This window comes from Chromobacterium phragmitis (assembly GCF_003325475.1).
In the GTDB taxonomy this organism is placed as follows: domain Bacteria; phylum Pseudomonadota; class Gammaproteobacteria; order Burkholderiales; family Chromobacteriaceae; genus Chromobacterium; species Chromobacterium phragmitis.
The window spans coordinates 1340333-1363355 of sequence record NZ_CP029495.1 but is presented as its reverse complement, the minus strand read 5'-3'; the positions used below and the strand labels follow the sequence as shown (position 1 = coordinate 1363355).

Annotated in this window: 20 protein-coding genes and 1 pseudogene; 13 read left to right on the top strand and 8 right to left on the bottom strand. The window is 65.5% G+C overall.

What is annotated here, in order from left to right:
- Positions 1–48 precede the first annotated feature (48 nt).
- Positions 49–912, top strand: coding sequence for a drug/metabolite exporter YedA (gene yedA / locus DK842_RS06505; RefSeq protein ID WP_114060738.1), 864 nt, complete (start codon positions 49–51; stop codon positions 910–912).
- A 52-nt stretch (positions 913–964) separates the two neighbouring features.
- On the opposite strand, the gene DK842_RS06500 is transcribed toward yedA, so the two are convergent.
- Positions 965–2107 carry a lytic polysaccharide monooxygenase gene (locus DK842_RS06500; RefSeq protein ID WP_114060737.1) on the bottom strand — a complete coding sequence of 381 codons (1143 nt, stop codon included), beginning with the start codon at positions 2105–2107 and terminating at the stop codon, positions 965–967.
- Positions 2108–2547: 440 nt separating this feature from the next.
- Between DK842_RS06500 and DK842_RS06495 the strand changes: the two genes are divergently transcribed.
- The 6 genes from DK842_RS06495 to gap all read left to right on the top strand — a co-directional run bounded on the left by DK842_RS06495 (position 2548) and on the right by gap (position 10966).
- The gene (locus tag DK842_RS06495) at positions 2548–3282 is read left to right on the top strand and encodes a GntR family transcriptional regulator (RefSeq protein ID WP_114060736.1); all 735 of its coding nucleotides are present in this window, start codon (positions 2548–2550) and stop codon (positions 3280–3282) included.
- Positions 3279–4400 (top strand): N-acetylglucosamine-6-phosphate deacetylase, encoded by a 1122-nt coding sequence (gene nagA / locus DK842_RS06490; RefSeq protein ID WP_114060735.1) that lies wholly within the window; start codon positions 3279–3281, stop codon positions 4398–4400. The genes DK842_RS06495 and nagA overlap by 4 nt, the downstream gene beginning before the upstream one ends.
- Positions 4381–5403 (top strand): SIS domain-containing protein, encoded by a 1023-nt coding sequence (locus DK842_RS06485; RefSeq protein ID WP_232538612.1) that lies wholly within the window; start codon positions 4381–4383, stop codon positions 5401–5403. Before nagA ends, DK842_RS06485 begins: the two co-directional genes overlap by 20 nt.
- A gap of 90 nt (positions 5404–5493) precedes the next feature.
- On the top strand, positions 5494–7989 hold the full coding sequence (ptsP, locus tag DK842_RS06480; protein WP_114060733.1) for a phosphoenolpyruvate--protein phosphotransferase: 2496 nt from the start codon (positions 5494–5496) through the stop codon (positions 7987–7989).
- Positions 7990–8065: 76 nt separating this feature from the next.
- On the top strand, positions 8066–9739 hold the full coding sequence (gene nagE, locus DK842_RS06475) for an N-acetylglucosamine-specific PTS transporter subunit IIBC (protein WP_114060732.1): 1674 nt from the start codon (positions 8066–8068) through the stop codon (positions 9737–9739).
- A 228-nt stretch (positions 9740–9967) separates the two neighbouring features.
- Positions 9968–10966: a type I glyceraldehyde-3-phosphate dehydrogenase gene (gap, locus tag DK842_RS06470; RefSeq protein ID WP_114060731.1), complete on the top strand. Its 999-nt coding sequence runs from the start codon at positions 9968–9970 to the stop codon at positions 10964–10966.
- Positions 10967–11034: 68 nt separating this feature from the next.
- Here the strand turns inward: gap and DK842_RS06465 are convergent, their stop codons facing one another.
- A complete protein-coding gene (locus DK842_RS06465) occupies positions 11035–11478 on the bottom strand; it encodes an Lrp/AsnC family transcriptional regulator (RefSeq protein ID WP_114060730.1) in 444 nt (147 codons plus the stop codon).
- Positions 11479–11896: 418 nt separating this feature from the next.
- Here DK842_RS06465 and phoB point away from each other — a divergent pair, with 418 nt between their 5' ends.
- From phoB to tal, 3 genes are all read left to right on the top strand, one after another.
- Positions 11897–12586, top strand: coding sequence for a phosphate regulon transcriptional regulator PhoB (gene phoB, locus DK842_RS06460; protein WP_114060729.1), 690 nt, complete (start codon positions 11897–11899; stop codon positions 12584–12586).
- Positions 12586–13893 carry a phosphate regulon sensor histidine kinase PhoR gene (gene phoR / locus DK842_RS06455; RefSeq protein ID WP_114060728.1) on the top strand — a complete coding sequence of 436 codons (1308 nt, stop codon included), beginning with the start codon at positions 12586–12588 and terminating at the stop codon, positions 13891–13893. The genes phoB and phoR overlap by 1 nt, the downstream gene beginning before the upstream one ends.
- 94 nt (positions 13894–13987) lie before the next feature.
- Entirely contained in the window at positions 13988–15049 is a 1062-nt protein-coding gene (gene tal / locus DK842_RS06450) for a transaldolase (protein WP_114060727.1), read from the top strand.
- A 119-nt stretch (positions 15050–15168) separates the two neighbouring features.
- Here tal and DK842_RS06445 read toward each other — a convergent pair whose 3' ends face one another.
- Entirely contained in the window at positions 15169–15726 is a 558-nt protein-coding gene (locus DK842_RS06445) for a hemerythrin domain-containing protein (protein WP_232538611.1), read from the bottom strand.
- Between the two features lie 157 nt (positions 15727–15883).
- Here DK842_RS06445 and DK842_RS23845 point away from each other — a divergent pair.
- Positions 15884–16303, top strand: a pseudogene (locus DK842_RS23845) (GNAT family N-acetyltransferase); the annotation flags it as partial.
- Positions 16304–16357: 54 nt separating this feature from the next.
- The gene (ampD, locus tag DK842_RS23840) at positions 16358–16903 is read left to right on the top strand and encodes a 1,6-anhydro-N-acetylmuramyl-L-alanine amidase AmpD (protein ID WP_232538664.1); all 546 of its coding nucleotides are present in this window, start codon (positions 16358–16360) and stop codon (positions 16901–16903) included.
- 2 nt (positions 16904–16905) lie between these two features.
- On the opposite strand, the gene DK842_RS06435 is transcribed toward ampD, so the two are convergent.
- From DK842_RS06435 to DK842_RS06420, 4 genes are read right to left on the bottom strand one after another with little or no spacing between them, the layout of a single operon-like run.
- Positions 16906–17361 (bottom strand): hypothetical protein, encoded by a 456-nt coding sequence (locus DK842_RS06435; RefSeq protein WP_114060724.1) that lies wholly within the window; start codon positions 17359–17361, stop codon positions 16906–16908.
- Positions 17358–18677: a chorismate-binding protein gene (locus tag DK842_RS06430; protein ID WP_114060723.1), complete on the bottom strand. Its 1320-nt coding sequence runs from the start codon at positions 18675–18677 to the stop codon at positions 17358–17360. The genes DK842_RS06435 and DK842_RS06430 overlap by 4 nt, the downstream gene beginning before the upstream one ends.
- On the bottom strand, positions 18674–19417 hold the full coding sequence (locus DK842_RS06425) for a VUT family protein (RefSeq protein WP_114060722.1): 744 nt from the start codon (positions 19415–19417) through the stop codon (positions 18674–18676). Before DK842_RS06425 ends, DK842_RS06430 begins: the two co-directional genes overlap by 4 nt.
- Complete coding sequence (locus tag DK842_RS06420) at positions 19414–19905, bottom strand: helix-turn-helix domain-containing protein (protein WP_114060721.1); 492 nt, start codon at positions 19903–19905, stop codon at positions 19414–19416. Before DK842_RS06420 ends, DK842_RS06425 begins: the two co-directional genes overlap by 4 nt.
- A 449-nt stretch (positions 19906–20354) precedes the next feature.
- Here DK842_RS06420 and DK842_RS06415 point away from each other — a divergent pair, with 449 nt between their 5' ends.
- Positions 20355–20924, top strand: a complete 570-nt coding sequence (locus DK842_RS06415) for a phosphohydrolase (RefSeq protein ID WP_114063643.1) — start codon at positions 20355–20357, stop codon at positions 20922–20924.
- 68 nt (positions 20925–20992) lie between these two features.
- Here the strand turns inward: DK842_RS06415 and kup are convergent, their stop codons facing one another.
- On the bottom strand, positions 20993–22858 hold the full coding sequence (gene kup / locus DK842_RS06410; protein WP_114060720.1) for a low affinity potassium transporter Kup: 1866 nt from the start codon (positions 22856–22858) through the stop codon (positions 20993–20995).
- Between the last annotated feature and the right edge of the window lie 165 nt (positions 22859–23023).

Here is a 23023-nt window from a genome sequence, read left to right as displayed (position 1 = left end):
TCGGCTTGCATACGGCATGGTTTGAGTTCGAAATTTACGGACTGAGCCATGCCTTTTTCACGCCTCGCGCCGCTGACGCTGGCCGCCTTTCTCGCGCTTTATGTCGTCTGGGGCTCCACTTATCTGGTGATCCGCATCGGCGTCGAATCCTGGCCGCCGCTGTTGATGGCGGGCATCCGCTTCCTGCTGGCCGGCAGCTTGGTGCTGGCTTATCTCGTCTGGAAGCGGACGCCGTGGCCGAATGCGCGCCAGCTGGGCGGCGCGGCCTTGCTGGGCGTGCTGATGCCGGCGATAGGCAATGGGCTGGTGACGGTGGCCGAGCGCGAGGTGTCGTCCGGCGCGGCGGCGCTGGTGATCGCCACGGTGCCGCTGTTCACGCTGCTGTTCGCCCGCTGGTTCGGCCACCGGTCGCGGCCGCTGGAGTGGGCGGGGATGGCGCTGGGGGTGCTGGGCATCGCGCTGCTGAATCTGGGTTCCAGCCTTAGCGCCAGCCCGCGCGGCGCGGCGCTGCTGATCCTGGCCTCGGCCGGCTGGGCGCTGGGCTCGGCCTGGAGCAAGAAGCTGCCGCAGCCGGCAGGCGCGATGGGCAGCGCCTGGATCATGATCTGCGGCGGCCTGGCGCTGGTGGCCTCAAGCTTCGCAGTCGGAGAGCGCCTGGCCGCCTGGCCCGGCGTCGAGGGCTGGGCCGCGCTGCTGTATCTGACGGTGTTCGGCTCGATGATCGCCTACAGCGCGTATCTGCATCTGCTGAAGACGGTGTCGGCGGCGGCGGCTACCAGTTACGCCTATGTCAATCCGGTGATCGCGGTGCTGCTGGGCGCGGTATTTTTGGGCGAGCATGTCGGCGTTCACGAAATGCTCGCCATGATGGTGATCGTGACGGCGGTGGTGCTGATCAGTTGGCGCCGCTGAGTAAAGAAAAACGCCGCTCATCAGGGCGGCGTTTTTCATGGGCGGCTGCCTGTTACAGCGGCTGCCACAGCGTGGCTTGGGTGGACGGCGTCCAGCCCGCGCCGGCCCAGGCGGTGTGCGCCTGCAGGCAGCGGTAAGACTTGCCCTGGTAGCCGACGACCTGGCCGGCCGCGTATTGGCCGCCTTCCCTCCAGGCGTTGGCGGCCGGCGGCTGCGCGCCGCCGTCTCCCTTCTTCAGGTCAATGGTGAAGCTGTAGCCTTTGTAGCTGTCGTTCAGGTAGACGCGATTGGCGGTGGCGTCTTTCACCGGAACGATGGAGACGGCGCGCTGCTGCGATTTCATCACGCCGATGCGGATGGACGGTGAGGCGGCGTTCACCTTCAAGGCCAGCTCGTACGGCCAGTTGGCGGTCTGGCCGCCGGCGGCGTTCAGTGCCACCGTGTGCTTCTCGGCGTCGCGGCCCTGGCTGTCGAACACGCGCAGCGTGGCGCTGCTGCCGGCCGGCAGGTTTTCCCGCGCGGCGACGTTGCCGATTTCTTTCCACGGATTGGCGGCCGGCGGCGCGGGGTCGCCGCCGAAGCGGACATCGGAGCACGAGTAGAAGGCCTCTTCGCTGTCGGAGCGCTTCCAGACATTGAAGATGATGTGGGGGCCGGTTTTGCCGGCGGGCAGCTTCATCGTCATCTTGTAGCGCTTGCTGGCGTCCAGCGGCGGCGTGCCGTTGTAAGTGCCGAACAGCTCCAGGTCGGACCACTTCAGCGGCATGGATGGATTCCAGCCATTGCGGGTGACGTAGAACTTGAAATATTTGGTGGCGTGCGGAGCGGTGGCTTTGTAGACGAATTCGTAGTTGCCGCTGGCGTCAGGCACGATGCTGGTGCTGCGCCAGTCGCTGCGGGCGAGGTTGAAGCCCTTGAACTCGGACTTGCCGCCGCCGCACAGGGTGCCGTCCTGCACCGCGGCCTGGTGATTGTCGCCTTGCGGATTTTGGTTGATGCCGTTCCAGTCGTACATCGCCTGGGTGCCGCCCACTTGCTTCGCGGCCTGGCAGGCGGCGGTCTTGGGCGCTTCCGGGCCCTCCAGGAAGCAGCTGTAAGTGCGGTTGATCGGGACTTCCATGGTGCCATGGGCCCAAAGCGGGACGGCCAGGCAGCTCAGGGTCAACGCGGCGGGAAGATGCCAATGCAGTTTCATGCGGACTCCTTGTTGGGTAGTGGTATGCAAGCGCATGGTCATCAGCCAGGGCGGAAATCGCCCTTGCCTCGGCTTGATGATTGAAAATCCGATCAATAATTTAAATATAAGTTTACAAATTGGTGTTAATACCAATTCCTCTCGCTTAGACCGGAATCGCTGATTCTGACAAGGATCTCTGCCGGAGAAACCTGTCCACTTGGTCGCTTTGCGTTTTATCCGCGTTTCGAATCTTCCCTTTCTTTGTTCTGCTGTCGCTTTGTTGCCATGCGCAATGCGTGAATTGCTTGCAGCTTGATAATTGGTATTGACGTGGTATTAATGTGGTATTACCGTTCGAGCTGTAACGGGACAACTACGCGCGGCATGGTTCCGCGGCGGGATACCGGCGTCGCGGGACTGGGCTTACACTGGAGTTTTCAGACCACTTGCAGACGATCATGGAAAACCGCTGGCAAGCATTGAAACCGGATGAAAACCTGAGCACGCCGCTGTATCTGCAGCTGTCGCGCAAACTGGCCGACGCGATCAACGCCGGCTGGTGGCAGGCGGACGAGGCGCTGCCGTCCGAGCGCACGTTTTCGGAAGAACTGGGCATTTCGCGGGTGACCGCGCGCAAGGCGATGGACGTGCTGCTGGAGCAGGGCATGATCCGCCGGCGCCAGGGTTCAGGCACCTTCATCACGCCCCGGCTGGAGCAACCGCTGTCGCGGCTGACCGGCTTCACCGAGCAGCTGCGGCTGCGCGGCTTCGTGCCGTCCTCGGTGTGGCTGGAGCGCGGCGTGTTCGCGCCCAGCAATGAAGAAGTGATCAAGCTGGGGCTGTCGCCGACCTCGATGGTGGCGCGGCTGAAGCGCCAGCGCCTCGCCGACGGCGTGGTGATGGCGATAGAAATGAGCACGATGCCGGTGGCGTACTTGCCGGATCCGCAGGCGGTGGGCACTTCGCTGTACGCCCATTTGGACGCGGCCGGCCATTCGGTGGTGCGGGCTTTGCAGCATATCCGGGCGGTGAACGCCTCGGGCGACGTGGCCCAGCTTGCGGGCATCCGTCCCGGCGAGGCGATGTTGCTGATCACGCGGATCGGCTTCAACGCCGACAACGTGGCGATCGAGCTGACCGACACCTATTGCCGCAACGATTATTACGACTTTGTAGCCGAACTGAAACGATGATTGAAACGCAGACCTTGCAGGGCCGCATCCTGACAGCCGCGGGCTGGATGGACGGCGCCGTGCGCCTGGCGGCCGACGGCCGCATCGCAGCGATAGACGCCAGCCTGGCATCGGGCCGGCAGCCGGAGCGCTACTTGCTGCCCGGCTTCATCGACCTGCACGTGCACGGCGGCGGCGGCGTGGACATCATGGAGGGCGGCGCGGCCGTCAACCATGTGGCCCGGCTGCACGCGCGCTTCGGCACCACCTCCTTGCTGGCCACCACCATGACCGCGCCGCCCGAGGAAATCTCCCGCGTGCTGGCGGACATCGGCCGCTGCAGCCGGGAGCGGGCGCCGGGCGGCAGCCGCGTGCTGGGCGTGCACCTGGAAGGTCCATACATCAATCCCGGCAAGCTGGGCGCCCAGCCCGACGACGCCTGTCAGGCGGCGATGGGGCAGATAGACGCCTACCGCGCGCTGGCGCCGATCTCGCTGATCACGCTGGCGCCGGAGATCCCCAACCATCTGGAGATCATCCGCCAGCTCAGCGCCCAGGGCGTCAGAATGCAGATGGGCCACACCCTCGGCAGCTACGAGCAGGCGGTGGCCGCGCTGGAGCAGGGCGCTTCCGGCTTCACTCACCTCTTCAACGCCATGACCGGCTTGCACCATCGCGAGCCGGGCGTGGTGGGCGCGGCCTTGGCGCATGCCGAATACGCCGAGCTGATTCCCGATTTGCTTCACGTCCATCCCGGCGCCATCCGCACGGCCTTGCGCGCCATTCCGCGGCTGTATTGCGTCACGGATTCCACCGCCGCGGCCGGCATGCCGGACGGCCAGTACAAGCTGGGCTCGCACTCGGTGACCAAGTGCATGGGCGGCGTTCGCCTGGCCGACGGCACCCTGGCCGGCAGCACGCTGACCATGGATCAGGCGCTGCGCAACCTGGTGTCCATCGGCCTGCCGCTGGCGGACGCCTCGCATCGCCTGTCGCTGTACCCGGCGGACTATCTGGGCCTGGCCGACCGAGGCCGGCTGGAGGCCGGCGCTTGGGCCGACATCGTGGTGATGGACGCGGATCTCAATTTGCAGCAAGTCTTTGTAGAGGGAGAGAAAATTGGCCTCGTTGATGCTTGAGGAAGCGCTGTATTCCGCCGAAGCGGTCGCCGCGCAACACATGTACGCAGATGAAGGGCTGGCCGCGCTGGGGCGCGAGCTGTCCCGCATCAGTCCGCGCCTGGCGCTCACCGTCGCCCGCGGCAGTTCCGATCATGCCGCCAGCTACTTCGCCTACCTGGTGATGCAGCGGCTGGGCATTCCGGTGGTGTCGCTGCCGATGTCGCTGGTCACCCTGCACCAGTCGCCGCTGGCGGTGGAGGGCCAGTTGGCCGTGGCGCTGTCGCAATCCGGCCAGAGTCCGGACCTGGTGGACACCATGAAAGCCCTGTCCGCCGCCGGCGCCCACACCGTGGCGCTGGTCAACAAGCAGCAATCGCCGTTGGCGGAAGCCTGCCATTGGGCGGTGCCGCTGTGCGCCGGCGAGGAGAAGAGCGTCGCCGCCACCAAGAGCTACATCACGTCGCTGTCCGCCGTCGCTCGCCTGGTCGCCCATTGGCACAACGACGACAAGCTGCTCGCCGCGCTGGAAAACCTGCCGCAGCGCCTGCACGAGGCGGCCGCTCATGACTGGTCAGCTGCGATCGAGGTATTGCAGCCGGCCGAACGCATCATGGTGGTCGGCCGCGGCCTGGGCTTCGCCGTCGCGCTGGAAGCCGCGCTGAAGTTCAAGGAAACCTGCGCCATCCAGGCCGAAGCCTTCTCCGGCGCCGAGATCAAGCACGGCCCGATGGCCCTGATCGACGACGGCTACCCGCTGCTGATCTTCGCGCCGCGCGGTCCGGAGCAGCAGGGCCTGATCGATCTGGCCGAGGAAATGCGCGGCCGGGGCGCGCGCGTGCTGCTGGCCGCGCCGGACAATGTGGCCAGCCGCGACCTGACGCTGGCGGTGGCCGACGACGAGGCGCTGGACCCGCTGCTGGCGATCCAGAGCTTCTACCTGATGGCGGCCCGCCTGTCAGAGGCGCGCGGCCTGAATCCGGACGTGCCGCGCCACCTGTCCAAGGTGACCCGCACCCGCTGACCGGGAACGCATCGATAGGCGGCGAAGACCGCCCCGGCGGCCGCCAAGCGCGGCCCGCCGACAACGATATCGACAGAATAAGGACTCTCGATGACCGCAACGCTCGAATTGCTGGCCCCGTTCACCGGGCCGGCGATCGCTCTCGACCGCGTGCCCGACCCGGTGTTCGCCAGCCTGATGATGGGCGACGGACTGGCGATCGAACCGCTGTCCTCCACGCTGCTCGCGCCCTGTAGCGGCGCGGTGGCGCAGCTGGCGCGCACCGGCCACGCGCTGACCCTCTTGGCTGAGAATGGCGCCGAGGTGCTGATCCACATCGGCATCGACACCGTCAAGCTGGAAGGCCGAGGCTTCCGTCCGCTGGTCGCCGTCGGCGACAGCGTGCAAGCCGGCCAGCCGCTGATCGAAGTGGATCTGGACGCGGTGGCGCGCCAGGCGCCTTCGCTGCAGACCATGGTGGTGATCGCCAATTCCGACCAGTTCAGTTTCCCCCGCCGCGCGGAAGGCCTGCTCGAAGCGGGCCGTTCGCGCTTCCTGACCCTGGCGGCTCGCGAGGCTGTCTCCCCTCGCGAGTCCGCCGGCGGCCCGGAATGCCGCGGCGAGGCGACGGTGCGCCATGAGGGCGGCCTGCACGCGCGGCCGTCGGCGCTGGTGCAGCAGGCGGCCAAGCAGGGCGCGGCAGAGGTGTTCATCGAATTTTCCGGCAAGCGCGCCAACGCCCGCAGCGTGGTGGCGCTGATGGGCCTGGGGGCGGGCGAGAACGACCGGGTGGCGGTGATCGCCAGCGGCGCCGGCGCGGACGCCGCGCTGGCGGCCGTGACCGCGGCGCTGGAAACCCGCAGTTCTGCCGGCCATGCCGCCGAGCCTGCCGCCGGCGCGACGCCGCAGGTGGCGGGTTATCTGGCCGGAGTGGCCGCCGCGCCGGGGCTGGCCATCGGCCAGGCGGTGCGGCTGGACGCTTTCGACATGCCGCTGCCGGAACAGGGCGCGGGCATCGCCGCCGAGCGCGTGGCGCTGGCGGCGGCGCTGGGCAAGGTGAGGGATCAGATTTCGTCCGGCATCGACTCGGCGCTGCGCCGCGGCGCGACCGCCGAGAGCGACATCTTTGCCGCCCACCTCGCCTTGCTGGACGACCCGGAGCTGCTGGCCGCAGCCGAGAACGACATCGCCGCCGGCTGCGGCGCGGGCTTCGGCTTCCGCCGAGCGGTGCGCGCGCAGTGCGCGATCCTGGCGGGCCTGGGCAACCAGTTGCTGGCCGAGCGGGTGGCCGATCTGAAAGACATCGAGCGCCAGGTGCTGGTGGCGCTGTATGGCGAGCCGGAGCAGGGGCCCGAGCTGTTCGACGCCTCCATCCTGGTGGCCGAGGACTTGGCCCCGTCGGCGCTGACCCGGCTGCCGCGCGGCAAGGTGGCCGGCATCATCACCGCAGCCGGCGGCGCCAGCGGCCATGTCGCCATCCTGGCGCGGTCGCTGGGCATTCCGGCGCTGGTGGCGTGCGGACCGTCGGCGCTGGCGCTGGGGCAGGGGCAAACCCTGGTGCTGGACGCGCGCGCCGGCCTCGCCCATCCGCGGCCTGGCGCGGCCGACCTGGCGGCCGCCCGCGCCGAGATCGAGAAGCTGGAAGCCAGACGCCGCATGATGCAGGCCTCGGCCAACGCGCCGGCCATCACCGTCGACGGGGTGGCGATCGAGGTGGCGGTCAATATCGCCAACGCCGACGACGCGCGCGAGGGCGTGGCCCACGGCGCGGACGCGGTGGGCCTGCTGCGCACCGAATTCCTGTTCATCGATCGCCGCGACGCGCCGAACCAAGCCGAGCAAACCGCCGCCTACCAGGCGGTGCTGGACGCGCTGGACGGCCGCAACGCCATCATCCGCACGCTGGACGTGGGCGGCGACAAGGACGTGCCCTATCTGCAGTTGCCGCCGGAGCCGAACCCGGCGCTGGGTTTGCGCGGCATCCGCACCGGCTTCGCCTACCCGGACATGCTGGACACCCAGCTGCGCGCCTTGCTGGCGGTGAAGCCGCTGTCGCGGCTGCGCATCCTGGTGCCGATGATCGCCGATGTCGGCGAGTTGATCCGGCTGCGCGAGCGCATCGAGCAACTGGCCGGCGAAATGAATCTTTCCGAGCGGCCGCAGCTGGGCGTGATGGTGGAAGTGCCGTCCGCCGCGCTGCTGGCCGACCAACTGGCCAAGCATGCCGATTTCCTGTCGATAGGCAGCAACGACCTGACCCAGTACACGCTGGCGATGGACCGCTGCAACGCCACGCTGGCCGCGCGCATCGACTCGCTGCATCCCGGCCTGCTGCGGCTGATCGCCATCGCGGTGGACGGCGCGAAACAGCATGGCAAGTGGGTGGGCGTGTGCGGCGCGATGGCGTCGGACCCGCAGGCGGTGCCGGTGCTGATCGGCCTGGGCGTCGCCGAGCTGTCGGTCAGCCCGCGGTTGGTGCCGGAAGTGAAGAGCCTGGTGCGCGGCCTGTCGCGCCGGCATTGCGAAGAAGAAGCGCGGCGTTTGCTGACGCTGGCCTCGCCGCAGGCGGTGCGCGGCCGAGTGACGGAACTGTGGCCCGGCGCGTGACGGCGGGCATCGGTGCGAAGTGCTGGGGAGCCGCCATCGGACAAGACGGCACCAGAATTAACCTGGGAGATATGTTGTGAGTACTCTTAACAAGTTTGCCGGCATCCAGCAGCTGGGGCGCGCCCTGATGCTGCCGATCGCCGTGTTGCCGGTGGCCGGCCTGCTGCTGCGGCTGGGCCAGCCCGACCTGTTGGACATCAAGATCATGGCCCAGGCCGGGGACGCCATCTTCGGCAACCTGGCGCTGATCTTCGCCATCGGCGTGGCCGTCGGCTTCGCCAAGGACAACAACGGCACCGCCGGCCTGGCCGGCGCCATTGGCTACCTGGTGTTGACCGCGGTGCTGAAGGTGATCGACGAAAAGATCAACATGGGCGTGCTGTCGGGCATTCTGTCCGGCCTGTTGGGCGGCTATCTGTACAACCGCTACAAGGACATCAAGCTGCCCAGCTACTTAGCCTTCTTCGGCGGCAAGCGTTTCGTGCCGATCGTCACCGGTTTTTCGGCGCTGGTGCTGGCCGCGGTGCTGGGGCGGGTCTGGCTGCCGGTGCAGGACGCCATCGGCAGCACCGGCCACTGGTTGATCGGCCTGGGCGAGGTCGGCGCCTTCATCTTCGGCGTGCTCAACCGCCTGCTGATCGTCACCGGCCTGCACCATATCCTGAACAACATCTTCTGGTTCCAGCTCGGTGACTTCACCGACGCCGCCGGCAAGGTGGTGCACGGCGACCTGACCCGCTTCTTCGCCGGCGACAAGAGCGCGGGCCTGTTCATGGCCGGTTTCTTCCCGGTGATGATGTTCGGCCTGCCGGCCGCCTGCCTGGCGATGTACCGCACCGCCAAGCCGGAAAACCGCGCGGCCGTCGGCGGCCTGCTGTTCTCGCTGGCGCTGACCGCGATGCTGACCGGCGTCACCGAGCCGGTGGAATTCGCCTTCATGTTCCTGGCCCCGGCGCTGTACGCGATCCACGCGGTGCTGACCGGCCTGTCCATGGCCATCATGCACCTGCTCAACGTCAAGCTGGGCTTCGGCTTCTCCGCGGGCCTGTTCGACTACGTGATCAATTACGGCATCTCCACCAATCCGTTGTATCTGCTGCCGGTGGGCACGGCTTACTTCGCCTTGTACTACGGCCTGTTCGTGTTCTTCATCAAGAAGTTCGATCTGAAGACCCCGGGCCGCGAAGACGTGGCTGTGGCCGCCGTCGAGGTCAAGGCCGGCACCGGCCGCGCCCGCGCCTTTATCGACGCGCTGGGCGGCGCCGCCAACCTCAAGTCGGTTGACGCCTGCACCACTCGTTTGCGTCTGCAGGTGGCCAGCAACGACAAGGTCAACGAAGCCGCGCTGAAGGCGCTGGGCTCGCGCGGCCTGATCAAGCCCGCCGCCGGCAGCGTGCAGGTGGTGCTGGGGCCGGAGGCCGATCTGATCGCCGACGAGATCCGCAACGCGTTGGGCGGCGCTGAAGCCGAGCCGGCGGTGGCCGAGACGCTGGCGTCCGTGGCCGCGGCCAGCGGCGCCAGCATAGACAAGGCGGGCTGGCTGGCCGCGTTGGGCGGGGCCGCCAATGTCCGCAAGATCGAGGCGGTGGCAGGCAGCCGGCTGCGGGTGGAGGTGGCCGACGCGTCGCTGGTGGACCAGGCCGCGCTGCAAGCGCTGGGCGCCAGCGGCGTCACCGCGGTGTCCTCCAGCCTGCTGCACGTGGTGCTGCAGGGAGACGCCGCGCCATACGCGGCGGTTTTGCAAGGCTGAGGCGGGTTAAATCGCAAACACTTGATGTAGCGTGTTGATTACAAGCGCAAATCAGTGGAAAGTGGCAGCGCAGGGCGGAAAACGGCCTGCGCTGTTTTCATTCGGCGCGGCCTGGATCCGGCCGCATCGGAACAGGCGTCCACCCGCGGAATTCGCATTTTTCGATGGCGTGGTTCCCACCATCGAATCGTTCATTGTGCTGTCACAAGCTGACAAGGAGACTTCATCATGGCTATCAAAGTCGGTATCAACGGTTTCGGTCGTATCGGTCGCATGGTGTTCCGCGCGATCGCCAAGGATTTCCCCGAGCTGGAAGTGGTCGGCGTCAACGACCTGCTGGATCCGGAATACCTGGCCTACATGTTGAAGTACGACTCCGTGCACGGCCGCTTTCAGGGCGACGTCAAGGTCGAGGGCGGCAGCCTGGTGGTCAACGGCAAGACCATCCGCCTGACCGCGGAGAAAGACCCGGCCAATCTGAAGTGGAACGAGGTGAGCGCCGAGATCGTCATCGACTGCACCGGCTTCTTCCTGACCAAGGAAGGCTGCCAGAAGCACATCGACGCCGGCGCCAAGAAAGTGGTGCAGTCCGCGCCGTCCAAGGACGACACCCCGATGTTCGTCTACGGCGTCAACCATGACAAATACGCCGGCGAAACCATCGTTTCCGCCGCTTCCTGCACCACCAACTGCCTGGCTCCGGTGGCCAAGGTGTTGCACGACAACTGGGGCATCAAGCGCGGCCTGATGAGCACCGTGCACGCCGCCACCGCCACCCAGAAGACCGTTGACGGCCCTTCGTCCAAAGACTGGCGCGGCGGCCGCGGCATCCTGGAAAACATCATCCCGTCGTCCACCGGCGCCGCCAAGGCCGTGGGCAAGGTGATCCCGGAGCTGAACAAGAAGCTGACCGGCATGGCCTTCCGCGTGCCGACTTCCGACGTGTCCGTGGTCGACCTGACCGTGGAGCTGGAGAAGGAAGCCGACTACGCCGACATCTGCAAGGCGATGAAGGCCGCCGCCGAAGGCGAACTGAAGGGCGTGCTGGGCTACACCGATGAAAAAGTGGTGTCGACCGACTTCGTCGGCAACACCGCGCCGTCCACCTTCGATGCCGACGCCGGCATCGCGCTGGACAAGACCTTCATCAAGGTGGTGGCCTGGTACGACAACGAGTACGGCTACACCTGCAACATGCTGCGCTTCGTCAAGCACGTGGCAGGCTGAACCGCTACGCTGTAAGGGAGAGTTGTTCTCTGTGCCGGCCAGCGCCCCTAGGGGCTCTGGCCGTTTTTTCATTCCTCTTCCTGCAAGGCGGGCATCCGCGGCGGCACCGGCATGTCGATGATGATGGAGGTCTTGGTGTCGCCGAACTGCATCAGCCGCGCGATCAGCGCCTGCAGCGCCGGCATGGTGTCCACCGCCACCCGTATCATCAGGCCGCTGGTGCCGGTGATGGAAGCGCACTCTATCACCTCGGGCGTTTTGCGGATCTCGTCTATCACCACGTAGTACTCCAGATGCTTGACTGTCAATTCGATCAGGCAGGCGATGGGCAGGCCGACGCGGTTGGGATCGATGCGGGCGTGGTAGCCGGTGATCACGCCGGACTGCTCCAGCTTGGCCACTCGGTCGGCCACCGCCGGCGCCGACAGGTTTACCCGCCGCGCCAGTTCGGCGAAGCTGATGCGCGCATTTTCGTGCAGTTCGGCGAGGATTTTGCGGTCGAATCTATCCATTTTTCGAATCAAAGGAAATATGACGAAATAAAGATAGATAATAAGGCGATATGGCCAAAAATCCTATAATTACCTTGCCATCGTAGTGGATTTGCTACGTAGAATGCAGCCCGTATCTGGAACAAGCGGCACGTCCCGCCGTTTGCTCCGTCCAAGATTGTTGCGGATGAGCGAGTCGCTCGACCCCCTCATTTGAGACTGTCCTGGTGATCTCTTTGTCCCTGGTCTCTTGTCAGATCAATGTTTTTGACGACGACCATTCCGGGTCTGCCTGATAGGCAGGCCCGTTTTTTTTTTGGTCTGGCGCGCGGGGGCGCTTTGCGGGAAAATCGCGGCGCGGGAACTTTCCAAGACATGTCATATTAGTGTCATCTGGCGTTTGTATGCTTGCCGCAAAATCAAACCCGAGGATAGCCACATGGCCGCCAACATACTGCTTGTCGAAGACGAACCGGCGATTCAGGAGCTGATCGCCTTCAATTTGGCCCAGGCCGGACACCATGTGCTGCGCGCGGGCACCGCCGAGGCGGCGCTGACGCTGGTCAGGAACGCCTTGCCCGACCTGGTGCTGCTGGACTGGATGCTGCCGGGCGCCAGCGGCATCGATGTGGCCAAGCGCCTGCGCGCCGACGAGCGCACCCGCCATATCCCCATCATCATGCTGACCGCCCGCTCCGACGAGCAGGACAAGGTCGCGGGCCTGGAAACCGGCGCCGACGACTACATCACCAAGCCGTTCTCGCCGCGCGAGCTGTTGGCCCGCATCAAGGCCGTGCTGCGCCGCCGCGCGCCGCAGATGACCGACGACGCGGTCGACGTGCAAGGCCTGCGGCTGGACCCGGTGACCCACCGCGTCACCGGCAACGGCAGCGTGATCGAGCTCGGCCCCACCGAATTCCGCCTGCTGCACTTCTTCATGACCCATCCGGAACGCGTCCACTCCCGCGCGCAGTTGCTGGACCAGGTGTGGGGCGACCATGTCTTCGTCGAGGAGCGCACCGTGGACGTGCACATCCGCCGCCTGCGCAGCGCGCTGGAAGGCACCCGGCATGATGGTTTGATCCAGACCGTGCGCGGCACCGGCTACCGCTTTTCCGTGCAGCAGTAATGCGAGAGCTCCTGCAACGCACGGCGCTGTGGCTGACGGCCATCCTGCTGGTCAGCGCCGGTTTCTGGGCGCTGTCGTCGGCAACCGACGCGCTATTGGTGCTGGCCATCTCGCTGGGCGCCTGGCTGGCATTCAATCTCTACCACATCGCGCTGTTGTTGCGCTGGCTGCGCCATCCGGTGCCCGAGCGGGTGCCGGACGGCTTCGGCGTCTGGCATTCGGTGTTCATGACGCTGTACCGCACCATGCGCAACCAGAGCCAGAGCAAGAAGAAGCTGACCCACGCGCTGGAACGCTTCATCAACGCCGGAGAGGCGATGCCGGATGGCGTGGTGGTGCTGGATGAGCACGACCGCATCGAGTGGGTAAACCCGATGGCGGTGGAGCACTTGGGCTTGGACCGCAAGCGCGATGTCGGCAACCAGATTCTCAACCTGATCCGCCAGCCGGCCTTCCATACCTATATGAAGAACGCCAGCTTCAGCTTGCCGCTGACGTTGACTTTCAGCCAGCCGCGCGAGCTGGTGATCTCGCTGCAGCTGGTGCCGTTCGACTCCACCCGCAAGCTGCTGTTGACCCGAGACATCACCCAGCTGGAGCGGGTGCAGACCGTGCACCGCGACTTCGTCGCCAACGTCTCGCACGAACTGCGCACCCCGCTGACGGTGGTCGGCGGCTTTCTGGAGACGCTGTCGGACATGCCGGAGGTGAGCGACCAGATGTTCCGCCAGTTCCTGCCGATGATGATGGAGCAGTCGAGGCGGATGCAGAGCCTGGTTGAGGATTTGCTGACGCTGTCCCGGCTGGAGAACAGCCCTAAGGCGGTGAATTCCGAACTGGTGGACATGCGGGTGATGCTGGACACGCTGATGGTGGAGGCCGAGGGCTTGTCCCATGGCCGCCATCAGGTGAGGCTGGCCCGCTGCTGCGACGCCGGCCTGTGGGGAAGCGGCCAGGAACTGCATTCCGCGTTCGGCAATCTGGTGTCCAATGCGGTGCGCTACACCCCGGAGGGCGGCAGCATCACGCTGTCTTGGCAAGATGAGGGCGAACAGCTGCGCTTTTCCGTCGCCGACACCGGCATCGGCATCCCGCGCGAGCACATCCCGCGGCTGACCGAGCGCTTCTACCGTGTCGACCGAGGCCGTTCTCGCGGCAGCGGCGGCACCGGACTCGGTCTCGCCATCGTCAAGCACGTGCTGGCGCGCCACCACGCCAGGCTGGAAATCAAGAGCGAGCCGGACAAGGGCAGCACCTTCAGCGTGGTGTTTCCGCGGGAGCGGCGCTGCGACAGCCAGGCCGCCTGAGCCAGCGCAAACCGCCGCGACAATCCCCTTGGCGCGGCGGCTTCGGCGGGGTAGGATGGATTCTTTACCTCAAGCAATACCCGGACGCCTCACCATGAACCGTTTGCAAGCCATTCGACCCTTCGGCCAGCGCATCTGGCTGGACAACCTGTCCCGTGAACTGATCGCCTCCGGCGAACTGGCCCGTCTGCTGGCCGACGACGGCATCGCCGGCGTTACCTCCAATCCGGCCATCTTCTACAAGGCGATCAGCTCCGACGCGAGCTACCAGGGCGAACTGGCCGTGCTGAAGCAGGACGCGTCGCTGTCCGCCGAAGCCCGCTACGAAAAGCTGGTGGTGGCCGACATCCAGGCCGCCTGCGACCTGCTGTTGCCGCAATACGAGTCCAGCCAGGGCAACGACGGCTACGTCAGCCTGGAAGTGTCGCCCGAGCTGTCGCGCGACGAAGCCGGCACCCTGGCCGCCGCGCGCCGTCTGTGGGCCGAGATCGGCCGCGCCAACGCGATGATCAAGATCCCGGCCACCGCCGAAGGCATCCGCGCTTTCCAGGCGCTGACCCGCGAAGGCGTCAACGTCAACATCACGCTGCTGTTCTCGCTGCCGCAAGTGGAAGCAGTCTGGGACGCGTATGTCGCCGGACTGTCCGCTCGCCTGGCCGACGGCAAGCCGGTGGCCGGCGTCAAGGCGGTGGCCAGCTTCTTCCTGTCGCGCGTCGACAGCCTGCTGGATCCGCAAGTGGCCGAGCCGCACCAAGGCAAGGTGGCGATCGCGCTGTCCAAGGCCGCCTATGCGCGCTACCAGGAGCGCTTCCATGGCGAAGAGTTCGCCAAGCTGCGCGCTGCCGGTGCCCGTCCGCAATTCCTGCTGTGGGCGTCAACCGGCACCAAAAACCCGGCTTACCGCGACGTGCTGTATGTGGAGAGCCTGATCGGCGACGAAACCGTCAACACCGTTCCGGACGCCACCATGGCAGCTTTCCGCGACCATGGAGACGCCGCGCTGACGCTGCCGCAGAGCATGGATGAAGCCAAGGCGCTGTTGGCCGAGGTGGAGGCCGCCGGCATCGATCTGGCCGCCGCCGGCGAGAAACTGCAGCGGGACGGCCTGAAGCTGTTCGAAGACGCGTTCGCCCAGTTGCTGAAGCTGACCGCCTGAGTCTAGGCGCGGGGGAACGAGAACGGGTTGCCGGCGAGAGCGGGCAACCCGTTTGGCTTTATCGAGGGCCGCGGATCCAGCCGCGGCAGGGAGAGCGGGCGCGTCGCGCGCGCAGGCGATCAGCCGGCCTGGCGGCGCTTGGCCATGTTGGCGCCGGCCTGGCGCAGCTCCTCGGCGCTGAGCGCGCTGGCGGCTGCAGGGAACAGCCATTCCTCTTCGGCGGCCGCGTGCTCGCGGTATTGGCGGGCGAATTCCTGCAGTTCGTTCTTGCTGATCTGCTTGATGCGGCCGTCGCGCAGGGCGAGCAGGTCATCTCGGATCGCGTTCCAGCAAGAGTGCAGATAGCCGTGCTCGGCCGACAGCTGCTCCAGCCGAGAGGCGGCGGCAGGCACCCGTTCCTCGATCAGGGGGAACAGTTCCTCCTCTTCGTCGGTATGATGGGCAGGGCCGGCGATGTCGAAATAGCGGACGACATCGTCTATGGTGTTGCGAGCGGCGTCGTCGACGCCGTGTTCCTCGATATAGGGCGGCAGCTTGTCCAGTTGATCGCAGAAGCGGCGGATCTTGTCGTGACAGGCCTGCAGCATTTCCAGCGGTTGTTCGAAGCTGGGCGCGGCGGCGCTGCCCAAGGTGTCGAGTGTCAGCATGAAGATGGTCTCCTGCGTGGGGGCTGGCATGATTGTGCCGCCATGCCAGGGCCGTGGACATGATGCGGCTCAAGCGGAACGCTATGCTCCGGTCTGCGCGGCGCAAGTTCTTGATACCGCTTTGCGCGATGGAACACAAGCCGAAATTGTACGAGAGGATTCCATCTTAAAATGACGAGGGAATGAAATGGAGTGCCCATTCGAGGTGAGGGAGCTGGATCGGGGCGACGCAAATCTGGCGCAGCGGGCCCTGAGACTGCAGCTGGATGCGCATCGGTTGGAGGCGGAGTGGCTGGATTATCCGAAACTGCCGCTGTTGTGGCCTGACCTGGTGGCGTTGCATTCATGCAGGGACCTCATCCTGGCCGCTTTCGAAGGTGGAGAGTTGCGCGGCCTCTTGGTGGCTTCGCGCCGATCCGACAGCGGCATGCATGTGGAAAGAGTGGTGGTGGACCCGGCGCGGTTGCGCGAGGGCTGGGGTTACCGGCTGCTGAATCGCGCGCTGCAGGGCGAGGACAGCGTCAGCGTGGATACCGCCGAGGTGAATCGAGCCGCCATCGCGTTGTACCACAAGGCCGGCTTCGTGCTGGAGCAGCGCTGGCACACCACCGACGGCCTGGCCTTGTGGCGGCTGGTGTACCGGCCGGCGGCGCCGCCGGCTCTGGCATTGGGGGAGGACGGCTGGGTGCGCGGCGCGCGCCAGACGCCGTCGCCCAACTGCGACGAGCGCGAGCCTGGCAGCGCGCCGGAGTTGCTGGTGATACACAATATCAGCCTGCCGCCTTACCGTTATGGCGGTTCCGGCGTCGAGCAGCTGTTCTCCAACCGGCTGGATCCGGCCGAGCATCCTTACTATCAGGGCGTTTACCAATTGCGGGTGTCGTCGCATTTCTTCATTCGCCGCGACGGCCAGTTGCTGCAGTTCGTGCCGGTGGGCAAGCGGGCCTGGCATGCCGGGGTGTCCAGCTGGCGAGGGCGGGAAAAGTGCAATGATTTCTCCATCGGGGTGGAGATGGAGGGCTGCGACTTCGAGCCCTTCAGCGAGGCGCAATACCGGACGCTGGGGGCATTGTCCAGAGAGCTGCGCCGCGCGCTGCCCTTGTCGGCCATCGCCGGCCACGAGCACATCGCGCCGGGGCGCAAGACCGACCCCGGTCCCTGGTTCGACTGGAAGCGGGCCCAAGCCGACAGCGGCCTGGGCTTCTGAGGCTATTTCAGCTTCAGATAGGGGCGGGGATGGTCGTCGAAGGCCAGCGCCTCGCCCGGCAGCGCGAACAGCGCGTAGCTGAAGCCCAGATAGAACGCCGCCGCGTCGCTCAGACGCGAGATGGCGTCCAGGTTGCCCAGCAGCTCGCGGAACGGCAGCTTGATCCTGGCCTCGTCGTTTTCGACGAAGCCGACGCTGTGTTCGAACACCACGTGCTGCGGCCGGAACGCGCCGGCGATGGCGACGTCGGAAAAGTCGTATTGCGCCAGCAGCGCGGGGCGCTTGCGCGCCACCTTGCCGGCCACCACGCCCGCCAGCAGGATCTCGTCGCGAGGCAGGCCGCGCAGGACCTCCCGTTTTATCGCCCGGTCCAGCCCGACGCGGTAGGTCTTGGCGGTATTCACCAGCCGGATCGTGATCGCGTCGGCGTCGATATCCTCTATGGTCAGCTCGTTCACAGCGCGCCCAGGATCAGCGAGGCCTTGGCCTCCAGTTCGCCGCGCTCCAGCTGCGGGCTGGAGTGGGCGCTCAGCGTGCTGCCCACCCGGGTGGTGGCCATGCCGTCCGCCAGCAGCGCGGAGCGGATCACCGTGCCGAGCTCGGCCTCGTCCGCGCACAGATAGCCGAAGGCGCCGGCGTACCAGCGGCGGGACTCGTGCTCGGCAAGCAGCCGCGCGGCGGCATCCACCGGCGTGCCGACGACGGTGGCCGGCCACAGGTGGTCGCAGATGGCATCGGCCAGCGTCTTGCCCGGCTGCAGCCTCGCGCTGACGCTGGCCGAAGTGTGGAACACATTGGCGAAGCGCTCCACCTCCCGCTCCGCGTCGACGCGGATGTCCTCGCAACTGGCCTCCTTGGCCAGCATGTCGGCGCGCACGCATTCCTCCAGTTCGAATTTATCCTTGTCCGAGGCCAGCAGCGTAGCCACCTGCAGCGCGTCCGCGGCCGCGTCGCATCCGCGGGCGATGGTGCCGCAGATCGGACTGGTGGATAGCCGGCCGCCGCGCAGGCGCAGGAACATCGCCGGCGAGGAGCCCGCCAATTGGAAATCGCCGCCGTCGAAATACAAGTTGTACGGCGCGGGATTGCGCGCCAGCAGGTCTTGGTGGATGCGGTAGCCGTCTCGCGCGCAGGGCCGCTGGATGGCGAAGCTGGGGTTGACCGAACGCAGTTCGCCGTCGGCGATGCGCCGCAGGGCGAGATCGTACATCCGCCCGTAGGGCAGGCCGCTCCCGGCGGCGAAATCGCCGCTCTCCAGCATGGGCCCCAGCGCCAGCGGCCAGGTCTCCCCTCCGGCGTCGGCCGGGTCCAGCAGGTAGTCTACGCTTTCGCCGTCTACGCTCAGCCGTTCCGGCAGGTGGAATACCCCCAGCAGGCCGGCGTCCAGACCCAGCTTGGCATGGATCAGCTCGTAGCAGAAGAAGCCGTACAGGCCGAAGCGGGGATCGGCGTCGAACTGGCCTGGGAGAGACAGCAATGTCCGCAGCCGCTCCGGCAGCGGCGACGCGGGGTTCAGCGGCAGCCGGAGCGCGCCGGACTCTGCTGCCAGATCCAGCCGCTGCGCCAGCGCCTCGGCGATGCGCGCGCCGTTGCGGCTGCGCGGCAACAGGACGATGCGGTCGGCGAAGAACAGCACGCTCAGCGCGGCGCGCTCGACGGCGCGGACATGGCATGCGTGCTTGGCGGTGTAGTCGTAGTTGCATCGCAGCGCGAACAGCGGCGCGGCGGCGTTGTTTGGCGGAGCGGGCAGAACGTGTAGCGCGAGCGGTTTCATACTTGCAGGTACCGGGACGAGAATTTGACCTTGCGGCCGCCTGCCGCGTCCTGGCTCCAGGCCTGGTAGCGGTAAAGCAGCAGCACGATGTATTGCGAAATCCAGGACAGGACCACGGTGGACGAGAACTTGAACATCAGGCTGAAGGCGAAGATTTTCAGGATGGTGGCGAAGGGGAATACGCCGTAGAAGGCGATCATGAAGCAGATCGCGGTGTATACCACCTCGCCTATCACCGAGGAGAAGATGTCGCGGATGAAATAGAGCCGGCTGGACCACAAGCTCTTCAGATACAGCAGGAAACGGGTATTGAACTGGCTGCCGATCAGGCAGCCGATCGCGAACGAGATCGAGCCGCGCACGATGTGTTCGCTGATCAGCACATAGCTCTGGTTCAGGGCCTCGCAGCGGCCGCGATCGGCCAGCGGCAGCAGGCCGCAGTCCCGTTGCGACTGGCTGAGCGCGGTGAAGGCTACGGCGAACAGTATCTCGGCCAGGCAAGTGGCGAACAGGATCTGATTGGAACGCTGCTTGCCGTATACCTCGGCGATGGGGTTGAGCAGCATCAGGATGATGGGCATGGTGAAGGTGCCCAGGCTGGCCTCGGTGCCGAACACCTGGACCACTTTGTACGATGTCAGATTGGAGGCGATCGCCGAGATCAGGATCAAAAAGGACAGGATCACGATGGGATCGACGCAGGACAGCGCGCGGCGAATCATGTCTTTGAAGAATTTCATGCGTTTTTCCGAAAAATGATGCCGGCCACCTCGCCGATGGCGGCGTGGCCGTTGTCCTCCAGGCTGAGCGAGCCTCGGTCGGGATAGACCAGGCGGCCGGTTCTGGGGAGGCGGGTGCGCAGCAGCACGACCGCGCGAGGCGGGAACACGCGTTGCAGGAACAGCGCCTGATCGACGGCCAGCGTCGAATCGTCCAGCGCGGGCTCCATCAGGATGAACTCATCCCACACTGGCTGGCGCCCTTCGCTCAGCGCGCTCAATTGGCCGAAGCTGGCGATGACCGGCGCCATGCCGCCATTGATGCTGCCGTCAAGATTGATATCCAGCGCGTGGCCTATCGCATGGGCGTTGCTGAAGGTCAGCTCGCGGTCCTCGTACAGTCCGCGATGCAGTGTTGACTGTTTGATGCCGGTGATGCGGGCAAGCTCGCTGATGGATAGTTTCCGGTCGCGGATTCGCCGCAAGGCATTGAGTTTGAATTCATCCAATACAGATGGAGATTTGAATAGATTCTTAGCCGGCATTTTCGATCTTGCCTATTTGTCCTTATTTAAATATTCACACTATTGATATATTTATTTGCGCCTAAATCAATTGGGAGCTCCGTGTTTTTTTCTGGAAAAAGACTGGCGCGCTGTGCTAGATTTGGGTTCTTATGATCTATGTCATATTCCACTGTTTAGTTGTTGTTTTGAAAGAGATAAATCCAGACTGTTCTGGCTGGATTCACTTGCTGGAATATCGAGGGGGTTGGCCGTTAAATAAAAAATCGATCCGGCTAACGACTCGTCCTGATCGGTTTTCGATTTTATGCTTTTGAAATTGATTTGATCAACGATCAAGTCGAAATAATTGCGGGTGCAGGGGTGACAGGGATGAAACCAGTGATTGCAGAATGGAGGCGCGCCAGAGCGAGCCTTTGCGGGAGGGCGGGACGATGAGAGGCGCATTCATACAAACGGTGTCGGGGCGGTATCTGAATGTGCTGGACCCGCAGCCGGACGATATCGACATTGCCGACATCGCCCATCATTTGGCGCATGTCTGCCGTTTCGGCGGCGCCTGCCGCCAGTATTACAGCGAAGCCGAGCATGCGATGCGGATGGCGCAACTGCTGCCGCCTAGGCTGCAACTGGCCGGCTTGCTGTACGGCGCGGCCAAGGCCTATGCGGGAGAAGTGGTCAGGGCGGACGCGCAGGAAGCGCTTCCTTTGCAGCACCGGCTGACAGCTGCGGTGGAAGCGCGTTTCGGCCTGCATCTGTCCGGGGACGACAGGGCGGAGCTGGCGATGGCGGACGCTCGCTTGCTGGCGACCGAGCGGCGCGACCTGATGCCGCCGGACAATATCGAATGGCCGATTCTGACTGGCGTGCAGCCATTGCCGGAGCGCATCTGGCCGATGACCATCAGCCAGGCGCTGGCGGGGTTCTGCTCGATGTACGAGCAATGCCGGACATGGTCGTCCGCTTCCGCGCAGATTCAGGTGAGGCCGTCCGCGCGGCGTTGACGAGCATGGGCGGGAAGAAAAAAGCGCGCCGCTCGGCGCGCTTTGGTCTGGCGGCATGCGAATGGCGTTTACAGCTCCACCTGGGCGCCCAGTTCCACCACGCGGTTGGTCGGCACTTGGAAGAAGTCGGTCGCGCGCAGCGCGTTCTTGCTCATCCACAGGAAAATCTTCTGCCGCCAGCGCGCCATGCCTGGATGGCCGGTGGAGACGATGGTTTCCCGCGACAGGAAGAAGGAGGTGTCCATCAGCTCCATCTCGAAGCCCTCCTCCGCGCACATTTCCAGCACCTGGACCACATTGGGCTCTTCCTTGAAGCCGTAGCGGGCCATCACCCGCCAGAACGACGCCGACATCTGCACGATTTCCAGCCGCTCGTCTTCCGCCACATAGGGAATGTCCTCGGTGCGCACCGTCATCAGCACGACGCGCTCATGCAGCACCTTGTTGTGCTTGAGGTTGTGCAGCAGCGCGTGCGGCACGCCGTGCAGCGTGCTGGTGAGGAACACCGCGGTGCCTTCCACCCGAGCCGGCGGGTAGGCTTCCAGGTTGTGGATGAAGTCGTCCAGCGGCAGCGCCTGTTCGCGCAGGCGCTTGAACAGGATGTCGCGGCCCTGTTTCCAGGTGCTCATCAGCGTGAAGATGGCCATGCCCATCACCAGCGGCAGCCAGCCGCCGTCGGCGACCTTGTGGATGTTGGCGGCGAAGAAGGCGGTGTCGATCACCGCGAACAGCAGGGTGATGCCCAGCGCCAGCGGCAGCGGCCAGCGCCAGTTGACTCGGGCGACGACGAAGAACAGCGCCGTGGTGATCAGCATGGTGCCGGTGACGGCGATGCCGTAGGCTGCTGCCAGGCTGGACGAGGTCTTGAAGGTCAGCACCACCACCAGCACGGCGACCAGCAGCGCCCAATTGATGAAGGGCATGTAGATCTGGCCGATTTCGCGTTCCGAGGTGTGGCGCACTTCCAGCCGCGGGCAGTAGCCCAGCAGGATGGCCTGGCGGGTCAGCGAGTAGGCGCCGGAAATCACGGCCTGCGACGCGATCACCGTGGCCAACGTGGCCAGCGCGATCATCGGCAGCAGCGCCCAGTCCGGGGCCAGCAGGAAGAAGGGGTTCTTGATCGCACCCGGGTTGTCCATCAACAGCGCTCCCTGGCCGAAATAGTTCAGCGCCAGGCCGGGCAGCACCAGGCTGAACCAGGCGCGGCGGATCGGCGACTTGCCGAAGTGGCCCATGTCGGCGTACAGCGCCTCGGCGCCGGTCAGCGCCAGCACCACCGAACCCAGGGTCAGGAAGGCGTGGAAGCCGTGCTGGCTAAGGAAGGACACCGCGTGCCAGGGGTTCAGCGCCTGCAGCACGGCGGGCTGCTGGATGATCTGGTGCAGGCCCAGGGCGCCCAGGATGGCGAACCAGACCATCATCACCGGACCGAACATCAGGCCGACGCTGGCGGTGCCGTGGCGCTGCAGCAGGAACAGGCCGACCAGCACCCCGATGGCCATCGGCAGCACATAAGCCTCCATGCCGGAGGAGATCACTTCCAGGCCTTCGGCGGCGGACAGCACCGACACCGCGGGTGTGATGATGGCGTCGCCGTAGAACAAGGCCGCGCCGAACAGTCCCAGCAGCACGATTTTCCAGCGCGCGGCGTGAGTGGTGTAGTGCCGCGCCAGCGCCATCAGCGCCATGATGCCGCCTTCGCCGCGGTTGTCGGCGCGCAGCACGAAGGCCACGTACTTGATCGACACCACGAATATCAGCGACCAGAATATCAGCGACAGAATGCCGAAGATGTTGTCGGGCGTGGTAGGAAGGCTCTGGCTGACGAAGCACTCGCGCAAGGTATACAGCGGGCTGGTGCCGATATCGCCGTAGACCACGCCGAGGGCGGCCAGGGTCAGGCCTGCCATCGCCTTTTTGTTGTGATCCTGCATAAGATTCCATTACGGTTGAGCGCCGCTGCCGGAGAGGGCGCAGCGGCGGGGGTCCGGATAGTTCATGGCGGGATGCCCTCTCATTGTCGATGACATGGGCAAAATAAAAAAGCCATAAAGCTCGGCAGGGCGCAGGTTACTCCAGTGCGCGAGGGCCGCCAAGTA

Excerpts from the sequence above, each read along its gene's own strand:
- ptsP (WP_114060733.1), top strand. The coding sequence starts at position 5,494 with ATGACCGCAACGCTCGAATTGCTGGCCCCGTTCACCGGGCCGGCGATC.
- DK842_RS06445 (WP_232538611.1), bottom strand. The coding sequence starts at position 15,726 with ATGCCAGCCCCCACGCAGGAGACCATCTTCATGCTGACACTCGACACC.
- yedA (WP_114060738.1), top strand. The coding sequence starts at position 49 with ATGCCTTTTTCACGCCTCGCGCCGCTGACGCTGGCCGCCTTTCTCGCG.
- nagA (WP_114060735.1), top strand. The coding sequence starts at position 3,279 with ATGATTGAAACGCAGACCTTGCAGGGCCGCATCCTGACAGCCGCGGGC.
- DK842_RS06425 (WP_114060722.1), bottom strand. The coding sequence starts at position 19,417 with ATGAAATTCTTCAAAGACATGATTCGCCGCGCGCTGTCCTGCGTCGAT.
- DK842_RS06430 (WP_114060723.1), bottom strand. The coding sequence starts at position 18,677 with ATGAAACCGCTCGCGCTACACGTTCTGCCCGCTCCGCCAAACAACGCC.
- gap (WP_114060731.1), top strand. The coding sequence starts at position 9,968 with ATGGCTATCAAAGTCGGTATCAACGGTTTCGGTCGTATCGGTCGCATG.
- DK842_RS06415 (WP_114063643.1), top strand. The coding sequence starts at position 20,355 with ATGAGAGGCGCATTCATACAAACGGTGTCGGGGCGGTATCTGAATGTG.
- DK842_RS06495 (WP_114060736.1), top strand. The coding sequence starts at position 2,548 with ATGGAAAACCGCTGGCAAGCATTGAAACCGGATGAAAACCTGAGCACG.
- phoB (WP_114060729.1), top strand. The coding sequence starts at position 11,897 with ATGGCCGCCAACATACTGCTTGTCGAAGACGAACCGGCGATTCAGGAG.
- phoR (WP_114060728.1), top strand. The coding sequence starts at position 12,586 with ATGCGAGAGCTCCTGCAACGCACGGCGCTGTGGCTGACGGCCATCCTG.
- DK842_RS06500 (WP_114060737.1), bottom strand. The coding sequence starts at position 2,107 with ATGAAACTGCATTGGCATCTTCCCGCCGCGTTGACCCTGAGCTGCCTG.
- kup (WP_114060720.1), bottom strand. The coding sequence starts at position 22,858 with ATGCAGGATCACAACAAAAAGGCGATGGCAGGCCTGACCCTGGCCGCC.
- DK842_RS06465 (WP_114060730.1), bottom strand. The coding sequence starts at position 11,478 with ATGGATAGATTCGACCGCAAAATCCTCGCCGAACTGCACGAAAATGCG.
- tal (WP_114060727.1), top strand. The coding sequence starts at position 13,988 with ATGAACCGTTTGCAAGCCATTCGACCCTTCGGCCAGCGCATCTGGCTG.